This window comes from Lelliottia sp. EB106-05-01-XG201, assembly GCF_058791735.1.
The window spans coordinates 720,404-735,029 of the sequence record NZ_JBYTDV010000001.1 but is presented as its reverse complement, the minus strand read 5'-3'; the positions used below and the strand labels follow the sequence as shown (position 1 = coordinate 735,029).

General features: G+C 55.9%; 15 protein-coding genes and 3 tRNA genes. 6 read left to right on the top strand and 12 right to left on the bottom strand.

All coding sequences use genetic code 11. The features are described from left to right. Nucleotides 1–71: 71 nt before the first annotated feature. The 3 genes from deoB to deoC all read right to left on the bottom strand — a co-directional run bounded on the left by deoB (nucleotide 72) and on the right by deoC (nucleotide 3,593). The gene (gene deoB / locus AC3WS9_RS03460; protein ID WP_282493467.1) at nucleotides 72–1,295 is read right to left on the bottom strand and encodes a phosphopentomutase; all 1,224 of its coding nucleotides are present in this window, start codon (nucleotides 1,293–1,295) and stop codon (nucleotides 72–74) included. A 60-nt stretch (nucleotides 1,296–1,355) separates the two neighbouring features. Then, entirely contained in the window at nucleotides 1,356–2,678 is a 1,323-nt protein-coding gene (gene deoA / locus AC3WS9_RS03455; RefSeq protein WP_285157679.1) for a thymidine phosphorylase, read from the bottom strand. 135 nt (nucleotides 2,679–2,813) lie between these two features. Beyond that, nucleotides 2,814–3,593 (bottom strand): deoxyribose-phosphate aldolase, encoded by a 780-nt coding sequence (gene deoC, locus AC3WS9_RS03450; RefSeq protein WP_285153718.1) that lies wholly within the window; start codon nucleotides 3,591–3,593, stop codon nucleotides 2,814–2,816. Nucleotides 3,594–3,854: 261 nt separating this feature from the next. Here deoC and AC3WS9_RS03445 point away from each other — a divergent pair, with 261 nt between their 5' ends. Together AC3WS9_RS03445 and AC3WS9_RS03440 are read left to right on the top strand one after the other, a co-directional pair. Further along, nucleotides 3,855–5,402, top strand: coding sequence for a YjjI family glycine radical enzyme (locus tag AC3WS9_RS03445; RefSeq protein WP_492486732.1), 1,548 nt, complete (start codon nucleotides 3,855–3,857; stop codon nucleotides 5,400–5,402). Beyond that, nucleotides 5,377–6,237 carry a YjjW family glycine radical enzyme activase gene (locus AC3WS9_RS03440; protein ID WP_492486730.1) on the top strand — a complete coding sequence of 287 codons (861 nt, stop codon included), beginning with the start codon at nucleotides 5,377–5,379 and terminating at the stop codon, nucleotides 6,235–6,237. Before AC3WS9_RS03445 ends, AC3WS9_RS03440 begins: the two co-directional genes overlap by 26 nt. Here AC3WS9_RS03440 and AC3WS9_RS03435 read toward each other — a convergent pair. The 8 genes from AC3WS9_RS03435 to AC3WS9_RS03400 form a co-directional block, all read right to left on the bottom strand. After that, a complete protein-coding gene (locus tag AC3WS9_RS03435) occupies nucleotides 6,232–7,014 on the bottom strand; it encodes a TatD family hydrolase (RefSeq protein ID WP_492486728.1) in 783 nt (260 codons plus the stop codon). The two genes, AC3WS9_RS03440 and AC3WS9_RS03435, sit on opposite strands and share 6 nt — an antisense overlap. Next, nucleotides 7,011–8,063, bottom strand: a complete 1,053-nt coding sequence (locus AC3WS9_RS03430) for a patatin-like phospholipase family protein (RefSeq protein ID WP_492486726.1) — start codon at nucleotides 8,061–8,063, stop codon at nucleotides 7,011–7,013. The genes AC3WS9_RS03435 and AC3WS9_RS03430 overlap by 4 nt, the downstream gene beginning before the upstream one ends. 143 nt (nucleotides 8,064–8,206) lie before the next feature. Continuing rightward, entirely contained in the window at nucleotides 8,207–8,368 is a 162-nt protein-coding gene (locus AC3WS9_RS03425) for a DUF1328 domain-containing protein (RefSeq protein ID WP_002887716.1), read from the bottom strand. An 83-nt stretch (nucleotides 8,369–8,451) separates the two neighbouring features. Next, nucleotides 8,452–9,057 carry a molecular chaperone OsmY gene (gene osmY / locus AC3WS9_RS03420; RefSeq protein ID WP_282493460.1) on the bottom strand — a complete coding sequence of 202 codons (606 nt, stop codon included), beginning with the start codon at nucleotides 9,055–9,057 and terminating at the stop codon, nucleotides 8,452–8,454. Nucleotides 9,058–9,361: 304 nt separating this feature from the next. Then, complete coding sequence (gene prfC, locus AC3WS9_RS03415) at nucleotides 9,362–10,951, bottom strand: peptide chain release factor 3 (RefSeq protein ID WP_282493459.1); 1,590 nt, start codon at nucleotides 10,949–10,951, stop codon at nucleotides 9,362–9,364. Nucleotides 10,952–11,042: 91 nt separating this feature from the next. Further along, entirely contained in the window at nucleotides 11,043–11,720 is a 678-nt protein-coding gene (yjjG, locus tag AC3WS9_RS03410; protein ID WP_282493458.1) for a pyrimidine 5'-nucleotidase, read from the bottom strand. A gap of 17 nt (nucleotides 11,721–11,737) precedes the next feature. Beyond that, a complete protein-coding gene (gene rimI / locus AC3WS9_RS03405; protein ID WP_282493457.1) occupies nucleotides 11,738–12,181 on the bottom strand; it encodes a ribosomal protein S18-alanine N-acetyltransferase in 444 nt (147 codons plus the stop codon). After that, nucleotides 12,150–12,563, bottom strand: a complete 414-nt coding sequence (locus AC3WS9_RS03400; protein ID WP_492486719.1) for a DNA polymerase III subunit psi — start codon at nucleotides 12,561–12,563, stop codon at nucleotides 12,150–12,152. Before AC3WS9_RS03400 ends, rimI begins: the two co-directional genes overlap by 32 nt. 102 nt (nucleotides 12,564–12,665) lie before the next feature. Here AC3WS9_RS03400 and rsmC point away from each other — a divergent pair, with 102 nt between their 5' ends. The 4 genes from rsmC to AC3WS9_RS03380 all read left to right on the top strand — a co-directional run bounded on the left by rsmC (nucleotide 12,666) and on the right by AC3WS9_RS03380 (nucleotide 14,173). Continuing rightward, entirely contained in the window at nucleotides 12,666–13,694 is a 1,029-nt protein-coding gene (rsmC, locus tag AC3WS9_RS03395; RefSeq protein ID WP_492486717.1) for a 16S rRNA (guanine(1207)-N(2))-methyltransferase RsmC, read from the top strand. 156 nt (nucleotides 13,695–13,850) lie between these two features. Beyond that, a tRNA-Leu gene (locus tag AC3WS9_RS03390) sits at nucleotides 13,851–13,937 on the top strand. A 29-nt stretch (nucleotides 13,938–13,966) separates the two neighbouring features. Then, nucleotides 13,967–14,053: transfer RNA gene (locus AC3WS9_RS03385), tRNA-Leu, on the top strand. 33 nt (nucleotides 14,054–14,086) lie between these two features. Beyond that, nucleotides 14,087–14,173 (top strand) — tRNA-Leu (locus AC3WS9_RS03380). Between the two features lie 41 nt (nucleotides 14,174–14,214). Here the strand turns inward: AC3WS9_RS03380 and AC3WS9_RS03375 are convergent. After that, nucleotides 14,215–14,484 carry a DUF1435 domain-containing protein gene (locus AC3WS9_RS03375; protein WP_100780767.1) on the bottom strand — a complete coding sequence of 90 codons (270 nt, stop codon included), beginning with the start codon at nucleotides 14,482–14,484 and terminating at the stop codon, nucleotides 14,215–14,217. Nucleotides 14,485–14,626: the final 142 nt, after the last annotated feature.

Sequence of the window (14,626 nt, the reverse complement as noted above, 5' to 3'; positions counted from 1 at the left end):
GGTGGCGGCTGCGCCTGACCCGACCTACAAAATCATAGGCCCGGCAAGCGTAGCGCCGCCGGGCATGCGCATCACAGCATGTTTTTGCCGTAGTCCATTGGCGAGGTACCGAAGTAGCTCGCAATGGTCTGGCCGATATCCGCGAAGGTTTCGCGGTGGCCGAGCGATCCTGGTTTCACTTTCGGGCCGTACACCAGCACAGGGATGTGCTCACGGGTGTGGTCGGTACCGGTCCAGGTTGGGTCGCAGCCGTGGTCAGCGGTCAGGATGATGATGTCATCTTCCCCGACCAGCTCCAGCAGCTCCGGCAGACGGCGGTCGAACAGTTCCAGACCGGCAGCGTAACCGGCGACGTCGCGACGGTGGCCCCAGGAGGAGTCGAAGTCCACGAAGTTGGTGAAGACGATAGTCTTGTCGCCCGCTTCTTTCATCTCTTTGATGGTCGCGTCGAACAGCGCGTCCAGACCGGTAGCTTTCACTTTTTTGGTGATGCCGCAGTTGGCGTAGATATCCGCGATTTTACCGACGGAAACCACTTCGCCCGCTTTCTCATCAACCAGTTTCTGCAGCACGGTCGGGGCTGGCGGTTCAACGGCCAGATCGTGACGGTTGCCGGTACGCTGGAAGTTGCCCGGCTTGTCGCCGATAAACGGACGTGCGATGACGCGGCCAATGTTGTAGCCGCCTTCGGTCAGCTCTTCGCGCGCGATTTCGCACAGCTCGTACAGACGGTCCAGACCGAACGTCTCTTCGTGGCAGGCAATCTGGAACACGGAGTCAGCGGAGGTGTAGAAAATCGGCTTGCCGGTTTTCATGTGCTCTTCGCCGAGCTGATCCAGAATCACGGTACCGGAAGAGTGGCAGTTACCGAGGTAACCCGGCAAATTGCCGCGCTCAACCAGCTTATCCAGCAGTTTCTGCGGGAAGCTGTTTTCGTGATCGGAGAAGTAGCCCCAGTCGAACAGAACCGGAACACCGGCGATTTCCCAGTGACCAGACGGGGTGTCTTTACCGGAAGAGAGCTCGTGCGCCCAGCCGTATGCGCCGATCACTTCTGCGTTGCCGTCCATGCCGGCAGCCACTTTACCTGTCGAACCTTCATGCGCTTTCACCAGACCCAGACGGGTCAGGTTTGGCAGAGTCAGTGGGCCCTGGCGGCCATTGTTCGCTTCGCCTTTCGCACAAGCTTCTGCGATATGGCCCATGGTGTCGGAACCGACATCACCAAAGCGGTCTGCATCTTCTGTAGCGCCGATGCCGAATGAGTCCAGCACCATAATAAATGCACGTTTCATATGTTCTCCGTACTTATGTGCTTCAAAAATTCATAAAAAACCGATCAGATCAGTATACCGCTATTCGGTGATACGACGATAGACGGTTGGTGTGGTTTCGGGAGCTGTGTCGTCAAGTTTAATGGCCGCTTTCACCGCTTTCGCCGCTTCCTGCCAGCTGGCTTCGTCTTTGGCGTGGATCACCGCCAGCGGACGCTGTCCGTCAACGCTGTCGCCCAGACGCGCCATATCGGTAAAGCCGACGCTGTAATCAATGGTGTCCGATGCCTGACGACGTCCGCCGCCCATCGAGACGACAGCCATACCCAGCGCGCGGGTGTCCATCGCGGAAACAAACCCTTCCGCATCGGCGTACACCGCTTTGCTCAGCGTCGCGGTCGGCAGGTATTTCGCGTAGTTTTCGACGAAATCGGTTGGGCCTTTTTGCGCCGCAACCATGCGACCAAAGATCTCCGCCGCTTTACCGTTATCCAGCACCGCCTGCAGTTTCGCGCGCGCGTCGGCGTCGTCTTTGGCAAGCTTGCCGGAGATCAGCATCTCCACGCACAGGGCCATGGTGACGTCGAGCAGACGTGGGTTGCGGTATTCGCCGGTCAGGAACTGCACGGCTTCGCGCACTTCGACGGCGTTACCGGCGCTGGAGGCCAGGACCTGGTTCATGTCGGTCAGCAGCGCGGTGGTGCGCACGCCTGCGCCGTTGGAGACGCCAACGATCGCTTCGGCCAGTGCCGCAGAGAGTTCATAGGTCGGCATAAACGCGCCGCTACCCACTTTCACGTCCATCACCAGTGCATCCAGACCTTCGGCCAGCTTTTTAGCGAGGATCGAGGCGGTGATCAGCGGAATAGAATCGACGGTCGCGGTGATGTCGCGGGTGGCGTAAAAACGTTTATCCGCCGGAGCAAGAGAGCTGGTCTGGCCGATAATCGCCACACCAACGTCTTTAATAATGTCGCGGAAGCGCTGGTCATCCGGGAAGATATCGAAGCCCGGAATGGCTTCCAGTTTGTCGAGCGTACCGCCCGTATGGCCCAGACCGCGGCCAGAGATCATCGGGATGTAACCGCCGCAGGCTGCGACCATTGGGCCGAGCATCAGAGAAGTCACATCGCCCACGCCGCCGGTGGAGTGTTTGTCCACAATCGGGCCGTTGAGGTTAAGGCTTTTCCAGTCCAGGACGGTCCCTGAATCCCGCATCGCCATGGTCAGCGATACACGTTCCGGCATCGCCATATCGTGGAAGAAAATGGTCATCGCCAGGGCGGCAATCTGCCCTTCAGAGATGGTGTTGTCGCGAATACCGTTGATAAAGAAGCGGATTTCTTCGTCGCTTAATGCATGACCATCACGTTTTTTACGAATTATTTCTTGTGCGAGAAACACGGTAACCCCCAGGGGAAAAGAGTAGAAGGCCGTTGTAGGCCGGGTGAGCAACGCGCCACCCGGCTGTCGTATTGATGCCGGATAGCGGCTGCGCCTTATCCGGCCTACGCCGCTACAAATCCGGCAATAAAAGACTTAGTAGCTGCTTGCGCTCTTGCCATCGCCGTGACCCAGCGCTTTCAGCAGGCTTGCCAGCAGGCTGGATGCGCCGAAGCGGTAGTGACGGGAATCTGCCCAGTCGGCGCCAAACAGTTCGTCAGCGATCGCCAGGAACTGCTGCGCGTCCTCGGCAGTACGCACGCCGCCCGCCGGTTTGAAACCAACGGTTTTGGAAACGCCCATGTCGCGGATCACTTCCATCATGATGCGCGCGCTTTCTGGCGTCGCATTGACCGGCACTTTCCCGGTAGAGGTTTTGATGAAATCCGCACCAGCTTTGATAGAGATTTCAGACGCTTTACGAATCAGGGCTTCTTCTTTCAGCTCGCCGGTTTCGATGATCACTTTCAGCAGCACGTTAGCCGCTGCACAGGCATCTTTACAGGCTTTCACCAGGTCAAAACCGACCTGCTCGTTACCGGCGATGAGCGCGCGGTACGGAAAGACCACGTCCACTTCATCTGCGCCGTAAGCGATTGCCGCGCGGGTTTCAGCCAGCGCGATGTCGATGTCGTCGTTACCGTGCGGGAAGTTGGTCACCGTCGCGATACGCACGTCAGGCGTGCCCTGCGCGTTCAGCGTTTTACGGGCAATCGGGATGAAACGTGGGTAGATACAGATAGCAGCGGTATTGCCTACCGGCGTTTTCGCCTGATGGCACAATGCGATCACTTTTTCATTGGTGTCGTCATCGTTCAGGGTGGTCAGGTCCATCAGTTTCAACGCGCGCAGGCTGCTTGCGGTTAAATCGGTCATAACATTCTCCAACGGCTTCGCCGTATAAATTTTCACCGTGCGGGTCTGTGAGTATTCTAACATTCACCCGCATTCACACTTCGACATTCATCACAGTTAATGAAAACTGCGTACAAATTTGCATTACTGTAATGAGATCAACTTCAAACTTTACTCTTCAAACTGCTGGCTAAAACAGCAATCACCCGCGTCGGATCAAATGCCTTCGCACGATGAGTTTCTACAATCTGCCCATCATCCGCAGAATAAAAGGAAGCGAACATGTCCACCTCCGGTCTCGATGCCATGCAACAACGTTGCCAGCAAATTGTGATAAGCCCGGTACTGACGCCTGAGCAGAAACGCCATTTTCTGGCGCTGGAAGCGGAAAACAATCTGCCCTATCCCACGCTTTCAGCCACGGCGCGCGCCGCACTGGACGAGGGCTTTATCTGCGACATGTTTGAAGGTCATGCGCCTTACAAACCGCGCTACGTTCTGCCGGACTACGCCAAATTCCTGGCAAACGGCTCAGAGTGGTTAGAGCTGGAAGGGGCGAAAGATCTCGATGACGCTCTGTCACTACTGACTATCCTCTACCACCATGTTCCATCCGTCACATCGATGCCGGTGTTTCTCGGCCATCTCGACGCACTGCTGCAACCCTATGTTAGAATTCTAACACAAGACGAAATCGATAGCCGAATAAAACGTTTCTGGCGTTACCTCGATCGCACTCTGCCCGACGCCTTCATGCACGCCAACATCGGCCCTGCCGATACCCCCGTCACGCGCGCTATTTTACGCGCAGATGCAGAGCTGAAGCAGGTTGCACCGAATCTCACTTTCATCTACGACCCGGAAATCACGCCGGACGATTTGCTGTTAAGCGTCGCAAAAAATATTTGCGAGTGCAGTAAACCGCATATTTCTAACGGTCCGGTGAATGATAAAATTTTCACAAAAGGTCGTTATGGCGTGGTGAGTTGTTACAACTCCCTGCCGCTGGCGGGCGGTGGCAGCACCCTGGTTCGCCTCAATCTCAAGGCCATCGCCGAGAGCAGCGAATCGGTGGAAGATTTCTTTACCCGCACGCTACCGCACTACTGCCAGCAGCAGATCGCCATCATTGATGCGCGCTGTGATTTCCTTTATCAGGAATCCGGCTTCTTTGAGAATAGCTTCCTGGTGAAAGAGGGGCTGATTGAAGCGGATCGTTTTGTGCCGATGTTTGGCATGTACGGCCTGGCCGAAGCGGTGAATACCCTGTGCGAGAAAGCCGGGCTGGATGGGCGTTACGGCAAAGACGATCGGGCCAATGCGCTGGGGTATCGCATCAGCGAACAGCTGGCAGCGTTTGTTAAAAACACGTCGGTGAAACACGGCTGGAAGCAGCGTGCGATGCTGCATGCCCAGTCCGGAATCAGCTCAGATTCCGGCACCACGCCGGGAGCGCGTCTGCCGTACGGCGACGAGCCGGACCCGATCAGCCATCTGTTGGCCGTCGCGCCGCATCACAAACATTATCATTCGGGCATCAGCGATATCCTGACCCTGGACGAAACCATCAAGCGTAACCCGCAGGCGGTGGTTCAGCTCTGTCTCGGGGCGTTTAAAGCCGGGATGCGCGAGTTCACCGCCAACGTCGCCGGGAACGATCTGGTGCGCGTCACCGGGTATATGGTGCGTCTGTCGGATCTTGAGAAATACCGCGCCGAGGGCTCTCGCACCAACACCACGTGGCTGGGCGAAGAGGCCGCACGCAATACCCGTATCCTTGAACGTCAGCCGCGCGTGATTAGCCATGAACAGCAGATGCGCTTTAGTTAGTCAGGTTATCCCCTTCTCCTGCGTGGACGGGCCGGGCAGCCGCCTGGCGCTGTTCCTGCAGGGGTGTAATCTGCGCTGCAAAACCTGCCACAACCCATGGACCATCGGGCGCTGCAATGACTGCGGCGACTGCGTGGTCCACTGTCCGAACGATGCCCTGACCCTTCAGGCCGGGCGGGTGTGGTGGCAGGAGAGCGACTGCCAGAAGTGCGATACCTGCCTGCACGTTTGCCCGCAGCAGTCCACGCCGATGGCGCACCGCTTTAGCGTGGAGGAGATCCTCGGGCAGATCCGCAAGGTCGCGCCGTTTATCGAAGGGATCACCGTCAGCGGTGGGGAAGCCACCACCCAGCTGCCGTTTCTGGTGGCGCTGTTCAGTGCCGTCAAGGCGGATGAAAAGCTCAAGCATCTCACCTGTCTGGTGGACAGTAACGGTCTGCTGAGTGAAACCGGCTGGCAAAAACTGCTGCCGGTGTTGGATGGCGCAATGCTGGATCTGAAAGCGTGGAATAACGAACATCACCGTTTCCTGACCGGGCGCGAAAACCCGCAGATCAAACACAGCATTCGCTGGCTGGCGCACCATCGGCGCCTGACGGAACTGCGCCTGCTGGTGATCCCCGATCGTTGCGATTATTTCGAACATCTGGGGCCGTTGAGCGCCTTTATTCACGCTCTGGGGGATATACCGGTACGCATCAACGCCTTTCACGCCCACGGGGTTTATGGCGAAGCGGCCAGCTGGCGCAGCGCAACAGTGGAGGATGTCGAACCTCTGGCCCTCGCGCTGGAAAAACGCCGGATCACCGTGATCCGCCCGGCGCTCTATCTATAGGGTAATGCCAAACAGATCGTGGGTGTTTTGCAGCAGCGCATCGGCGATCGCTTCGGCGGGTTCCTCTCGCAATTCACACAAGGTTGTAAAGACGCGTGCAGCCTGCTCCGGGCGGTTGGGCTGGCCCTGAAAACCGTTCAGCGGCATGTCCGGCGCGTCGGTTTCCAGCAGCAGGGATGAAAGGGGTAATTGCGCCATCACGTCGCGTGTTTTGCTGGCGCGCGGATAGGTAATCGTCCCGCCGACGCCGATTTTGTAGCCCAGTTCAATGAATCGCTGTGCCTGCTGCAGGCTGCCGGAAAAACCGTGCACCACGCCCGTTCGCGGCAGATCGGCGCGCTTGAGATGCATCGCCAGTTTGTCGTGGGTGCGCCTCGAGTGGAGGATCACCGGCAGATCGTGGCGTTTCGCCAGTTTAAGCTGCGCGTCCAGCAGCGCCTGCTGGCGATCGAAATGCGGATCCTCGCGATAAAGATCGAGCCCGATCTCGCCTATCGCCACCAGCTTTTCTCCGGCAGTCAGAATGCAATCTTCAAGCTGATCCAGATGTGCATCCTGATGCTTTTCAATCACTATCGGATGCAGGCCCAGCGCGGCGTAGAGCGCGGTGTGCGTTCGGGCCAGATCGAGCACCCTGTCGAAATTCGCCGCCTCGATGGCGGGCACGATAATCGCCTGCACACCTGCCCTGGCCGCCTGCTGAATACTATGCGCTTCATGGCCGGTAAACGGCGGGAAATCGAAGTGGCAGTGGGTGTCGACAAAGCGGAAAGTCACGCCAGATCCTCATTGTCAAAGGTCGTATCGTTGGCCTGCGGGGCATTCACCAGCGGCATTGTCAGGGCGTGGTTCGCCACAATCGCCGGTGGCGTGATGATCCGTTTATGCCGGTGGATCGGCGGGCGCTCGGCCAGCAATTTGCCGACGGTCGCGAGAAAATAGCGCGCGCATAAACGCCCGGTTTTGTAGTCATCGCGCAGCGCAGGTATGCGGCTGCCCAGCGCCATACTGTTAAGGGGTTTTGGCGGGTAGATCTCAAAGATTTTCAGCTTGCCCGGCGGCTTTTCGATAAAGCGCTGCATCGCGCTGTAGCTGGTTTCATGCAAATTGGCGATGTTCACCAGCGGCTGGAGACTGCTGTCCCCCAGCCATTTTTCCATCCGCTTAAACCACTGCGGGGTGTAGTACATCTGCGATGGCACGGTGCGGATCACCACGATGGTTTGTGCTCCGCGCCGCGCGGCTTCCTGAACCGGTACCGCATCGCTGATCCCGCCGTCCAGGTAGTTGATCCCATCGAGCGCCGCGGCGGTGCGGTAGAAACCGGGGATCGCGCTGGAGGCGCGCAGAATATCCAGCCAGTTCTCTTTTTGCGGCGAGAAGTAGCCCGGCGTGTAGTCATCGCCCCGGCTGGCGCACATCCAGAACTCTTTGCCCGTATCGAACAGGCGAGACGCGGTGTCCATCGCCAGCGGCATCTGGCTGGCGGTGGAGTCTAACAGCCAGTCGAGATCGATAAGATTTCCGCCGCGCACAAAGCGCAGAGGATTGAAGAAATCGCGTGAGGTGGTGTAGCGCATAATGACTTTGCGTGCATAGCCGGGCTGATTACAGACGTAGGCGGAGAGGTTTTGCGCCCCGGCGGAGGTGCCGAAAAACAGATCGAAAGGGTTAAACTGCGCGCGCATGAACTCATCCAGCACCCCTGCGGTGAAGATGCCGCGCTGCCCACCGCCTTCGCACACCAGTGCGAGTCGTCCGACGCGAAAAGGTTTTAACGCCAACGGCGCAATATTGCCGAGCGTAACGGGAATTCTCTGGCCCACTGCTGCACCTGTTTTTCGTTTTTATATGATTACACAGTAGCGCAAACTTGCCCCATGACTCAAACCAGAAAAAGCCAGTCGCGAGGACTGGCTTTGAGTGTGGTGTTGTCGGCGTTGCTTTCCGACAGGCTGATTACGCTTAGCTAGGGACGACGGCGTCCGGTAAACAGGCTGACCAGGAACAGGATGATACCGACGACGAAGACAATTTTCGCCGCACCGGCCGCTGTACCCGCCAGACCACCAAAGCCCAGAGCGGCGGCAATTAACGCGATAACCAGAAATATAATGCCCCAACGAAACATAAAACTCTCCTTAACCATAGTTAATGTCAGCCGCTATATGTGAGCGCTCAGGTGCTCACAAGCGTTTTGTCCAAAAGTCGTTCTTATTTCGCTTTCAGATCGTTTTTGACGCTTTTAACGCCATCGACGGCTTTAGCGATAGTTTCAGCGCGTTCAACCTGCGCCTGGGAATCAACCGTACCGGACAGCTGAACCACACCATCAGTGGTTTCCACCTTCACTTTACGTGACGGCACAATGTCATCAGCTAATAGTTTAGCTTTGATTTCACTGGTGGTTGCTGTGTCACCCGCATAACCTTTCACGGACGCGTCTTTGGCATCACGCACATGCAGTTTGTCACTGACGGAAGCGACGCCTTCAACGCCTTTCGCTACGGTGACGGCCTGCTCTGCCTGCGCCTGGCTCTCAACGAAGCCGCTCAGGGTGACCACTTTCTTATCAGTTTTTACGGAAATGTCGGTGCTCTTGATGTTTTCATCATCCACCAGAGCCGCTTTCACTTTTGCTGTGATAGAGCTGTCATCCATGAAATTACCGACTTTATTCATAGAGCTATCGATTTTTTGCCCTGCGCTATCCGCGGTGGATTGCACGCTGTTTTCAGCAAGTGCAGAACCACTGACCAGAAGGCCACTCAGCGTAACGGCTAACAGAGTTTTAGAAATCTTCAGGCTTGTCATATTCATCGATGTATTCCTGTAGTTTGCTCGGAAGTTGAGCGTCAAACATCCCTTCATACTAGTTTTTAATTTTGCGAATAAACACAGGGTCGGGATGAGAGACTCATGAACACGCATTGAACAGAACTATCATCCGCGCCCGGTGTTAAACACTGAGTTAAATATAGATCACATTGACAAAGCCGCTTTCAGAATCGGGGAAAAAACGAGCAATTACGCTGAAAACGCGTTGAATTAAGAACATTCCGCAAGGGATTAATAAAGCAGGAGTTTAAGAAGAGCACGGCAGACGCCGTGCTCTGAGAGGGGATTAGTGCTCGCGGGTTTTACGGAACTGCACGTCAGGATAACGTTCCTGCGTCAGGTTCAGGTTGACCATGGTTGGGGCGATGTAGGTCAGGTTATCGCCGCCATCCAGCGCCAGCTGGATTTCGTTCTTACGTTTGAACTCTTCGAATTTCTTCACGTCAGAACACTCGACCCAGCGCGCGGTTGCCACGTTGACGGATTCGTAAATCGCTTCAACGTTGTATTCGCTTTTCAGACGCGCAACCACCACGTCAAACTGCAGCACACCCACCGCGCCGACGATCAGATCGTTGTTGGCGATTGGGCGGAAGACCTGCACCGCGCCCTCTTCGGAGAGCTGGACCAGACCTTTCAGCAGCTGTTTCTGCTTGAGCGGATCTTTCAGGCGAATACGACGGAACAGTTCCGGCGCGAAGTTCGGGATACCCGTGAACTTCATCATTTCACCCTGAGTAAAGGTATCGCCGATCTGGATGGTACCGTGGTTGTGCAGACCGATGATGTCGCCCGGATACGCTTCTTCAACGTGCGAACGGTCACCCGCCATGAAGGTCAGCGCGTCAGAAATGACCACATCTTTCCCGATACGCACCTGGCGCAGCTTCATGCCTTTCTCGTACTTACCGGAAACCACACGCAGGAAGGCCACGCGGTCGCGGTGTTTCGGGTCCATGTTGGCCTGAATCTTAAAGACGAAACCGGTGAATTTATCTTCTGCGGCTTCCACCAGACGGGTGTCGGTTTTACGCGGCATCGGCTGCGGCGCCCACTCGACCAGACCGTCGAGCATATGGTCCACACCAAAGTTGCCGAGTGCCGTACCGAAGAACACCGGCGTGATTTCCCCGGCCAGGAACAGCTCTTTGTCGAATTCGTGAGAGGCGCCTTTCACCAGCTCCAGCTCATCGCGCAACTGGGTGGCCAGCTCTTCGCCGACGGCAACGTCCAGATCCGGGTTATCCAGACCTTTCACGATACGCACTTCCTGGATGGTGTGACCTTTACCGGTCTGGTACAGATACACTTCATCTTTATAGAGGTGGTAAACGCCCTTGAACAGCTTACCGCAGCCGATCGGCCAGGTGATTGGCGCACAGGCGATTTTCAGCTCGCGCTCCACTTCGTCCATCACCTCCATCGGATCGCGGATGTCGCGGTCGAGTTTGTTCATGAAGGTCAGGATCGGCGTATCGCGCAGACGGGTGACTTCCATCAGCTTACGGGTCCTGTCTTCTACGCCCTTCGCGGCGTCGATGACCATCAGACAGCAGTCAACCGCCGTCAGGGTACGGTAGGTATCTTCGGAGAAGTCTTCGTGGCCCGGGGTGTCGAGCAGGTTCACCAGGCAGTCGTGATACGGGAACTGCATCACGGAGGTGGTGATGGAGATACCACGCTGCTTTTCCATCTCCATCCAGTCGGATTTCGCATGCTGGCTGGAGCCACGGCCTTTTACGGTACCGGCGGTCTGAATCGCCTGTCCGAATAACAGCACCTTTTCGGTGATGGTCGTTTTACCGGCATCCGGGTGAGAAATAATGGCAAAAGTACGGCGCTTCGCCACCTCTTGCAGATAAGGAGACAACGTCATAATCAAATCTTCTTATATAAGCGCGGCCAGAGGCCACGCATCATGGAATACGAAATTGCGGCTATTTTACCCATCAATGGGGGGCAGGCAATCATTGTTTACACAGGAGTTGCTCCAGTTCGTTCAATGACGATACGGTCCAGGTCGGTTCGATACCTTCAGGCAGCGCGCGATCGTGCGCGTTCAGCCAGCAGGTCGCCAGACCGGACTTCATCCCGCCCAGAATATCGGACTCGGCGGTGTCTCCGACCATCAGCACGCGCTCGCGAGCGGGATGACCGGCTTTTTCCAGCGCATAGTCAAAAATACGCGGATCGGGTTTTGGCACGCCCACCTGCTCGGAGATCACCAGCGCATCGAAATGATCGCGCAGGCCCGTGCGTTCCAGGCGGATCTGCTGCAGGGCGGTAAAGCCGTTGGTGATGATGCCAAGCTTCACGTTGCCTTTGAGCGCGTTCAGCAGGGAAATCGCCCCTGGCAATGGCGCGCAAATCTCGGCCATCGCGTTGAGAAACGCCTCATTCAGCGCGCCGGGAGAGACGTTCAGTCGCTCTGACCAGCCCTGAAAACGCTGATGCTGGAGCTGTAACGCCGAGATGGCACCGTTCTGGTAATCCACCCAAAGCGGCTTATTCACCGCCTGATAGTCCTGAAAATCTTCTGCGGTAAAGGTGACGCTATAGTCTAAAAACATCCGCTGTAGGCCGCCAAACGAATCGAATGTAAACAGCGTTTCGTCGGCGTCAAAGAAAATCCAGTCCCATTTCATCGTTACAACCTTATTCGTTATCCAAGCGGTAGCGCCATGATGATGGCGTCTTCGCGTCCCTCGGCAGTCGGGTAGTAGTTACGGCGAATTGTCGCCTCGTTAAAACCTAAGCTTTCGTAGAGTGCGATGGCGGCGGTATTGGAGGCGCGAACCTCCAGCCACAGGGTGAAGACGTCACGCGTCTCCAGTTCGCGAATCAAAAATTCCAGCAGTTCTCTGCCTAATCCCCGGCGTTGATACGCGGGATCGACGGCGATGTTAAACAGCGTCGCTTCGTCCAGCACGACCTGGGTAATGGCAAACGCGGCCATTTCACCCTCGACATCCAGACGGAAATTTAAATAGCGCTCACCCTGATTGCTGGCAAATGTTTTTTCGCTCCACGGAAAAGCGTGGGCGCGCGTTTCAATCGCGAACGCTGATGCAAGATCAGTCGTCGTGAGGGAAGAAATCGTGTTCATATTCGCAGATTTGTTGCCATAGCGCGCTTCGCGCCTTTGGGTTTGCTTTCAATTCTTCCAGTGCAGCCGTGCGAAGTTGACCGCCCTCAAGGGGAGTCTCCTCCGTTACGCCCAGCCGCCAGCTGTTGCAGCGGCTCTGTGGCGGCAGCATCGCCACGCGATCGGGCGTCAGCTGTAACACCTGATCTACGCTCACTTTTAAGGTGCGCAGAACGTCGCTGACCAGCGTGTCCGTGAGTGCAGGAAGTTCTTCGGCCACCATGACCAGACGAACGTGTGCCGGAATGGAGATGGCGATTTCGCCCTGCAACGCCGTCGGGCGACGCAGAGACCACTGGGTAATACCCAGCTGCTGTAACTGCCAGTCACGTCGGGATGTCATAGGGAAAACTCCTGTCTGTCAGGCGCGCAAATATAGCAAATTCGTCGTATATCCGCCAACAAACTACTATAATCCCCGGCTGAGTTTATTGAGGAACAATTCATGTCTGCATTTACCCCGGCAAGTGAAGTCTTGCTGCGTCACAGTGATGATTTCGAAGAAAGCCGTATTCTGTTTGCCGGAGATATGCAGGACGATCTGCCTGCCCGTTTCGAATGCGCCGCCAGCCGCGCGCATACCCAGCAATTCCACCACTGGCAGGTCTTGAGCCGTCAGATGGAAGATCGCGCACGTTTCAGCCTGGTCGCAGATCAGAGCGATATCGCCGATTGCGATACGCTGATCTACTACTGGCCGAAGAACAAACCTGAAGCCCAGTTCCAGCTGATGAACCTGCTGTCAATGATGCCGGTGGGCAGTGATGTTTTCGTCGTCGGCGAAAACCGCAGCGGCGTGCGTAGCGCAGAGCAGATGCTGGCGGAATACGCGGGGCTGAACAAAATCGACAGCGCGCGCCGCTGTGGTTTGTATCACGGTCGTCTGGAAAAACAGCCGGAATTTGACGCCGAAAAAGCCTGGGGCGAATATCAGCTCGAAGGATTAACTATTAAGACGTTGCCTGGCGTCTTTAGCCGCGACGGTCTGGATCTGGGCAGCCAGCTGTTGCTCTCCACTTTCACTCCGCACACCAAAGGGAAAGTGCTGGATGTCGGCTGTGGCGCAGGCGTGTTGTCTGCCGTGCTCGCCAGCCACTCACCAAAAGTGCGGCTGACCCTGTGCGACGTGAGCGCGCCAGCCGTGGAAGCGAGTCGTGCGACCCTGGCGGCCAATGAATTCGAAGGCGAAGTCTTTGCCAGCAACGTCTTCTCTGAAGTGACGGGCCGTTTCGATATCATTATCTCCAACCCGCCGTTCCACGACGGCATGGAAACCAGCCTCGAAGCGGCACAGACGCTGATCCGTGGCGCAGTTCGCCACCTCAACAGCGGCGGTGAGCTGCGCATCGTGGCCAACGCCTTCCTGCCTTATCCAAAACTGCTGGATGAGATTTTTGGCTTCCACGAAGTGCTGGCCCAGACCGGTCGTTTTAAAGTCTACCGCACGGTGATGACCCGTCAGGCGAAGAAGTAATTTCCCGTCCGCCCGGCTGTGAATCATGGTCCGGGCGATACAAATGCCCATTTTTGCAGCAATCAAAACATCCTGGGCAATTATCTGTTGACGGAAAGCTGAAAACATCTAGAATGCGCCTCCGTGGTTGCGATACTTTTTAAGTATTGATGGTATGCGACGGTGGCGGAATTGGTAGACGCGCTAGCTTCAGGTGTTAGTGTCTTTACGGACGTGAGGGTTCAAGTCCCTCCCCTCGCACCACAAACCATGTTTGATATTGTTCTCACCGGGCGACGGTGGCGGAATTGGTAGACGCGCTAGCTTCAGGTGTTAGTGTCTTAACGGACGTGGGGGTTCAAGTCCCCCCCCTCGCACCAACGAGGCAATATCAAAAAGAATAAGATAACAGTGCGAAGGTGGCGGAATTGGTAGACGCGCTAGCTTCAGGTGTTAGTGTTCTTACGGACGTGGGGGTTCAAGTCCCCCTCTTCGCACCACTTATCTTATCTCCTCCCTGATTTCTCTCTGCTTCTCCCTGTTATTTCAAACTCATCATTATCACCAGCATTCCACTGATTAACGCAACGCATGATGGCAGCAAGACGAAATGCCGTAGCTGTTTGTGCCAAATCATTCCTGATGTGACCAAAAGTCCCGAGACAATAATCGCTTTCCAGACGTCCAATGAGAGATCGGCGAATGTCAGCCCGGCAATAACGATCCCCGGCAGCAGCACACCCCATCCACTTCCCAGCGCCTTGCTCAACATGTTTTTCTCTCTCAATGCGATAATGATAACCAATATCATATGATAGGTTTTCTCATTTGTCAGCATTGGCCAACACAATCCGTCAACCTTTACCTTTCCCGTAATGACAGGAAATGTGTAAGGTGATAAATTGCACACCTGTTAACTATTTATAATAATTTTCTGATAATTTAGCCCCTGA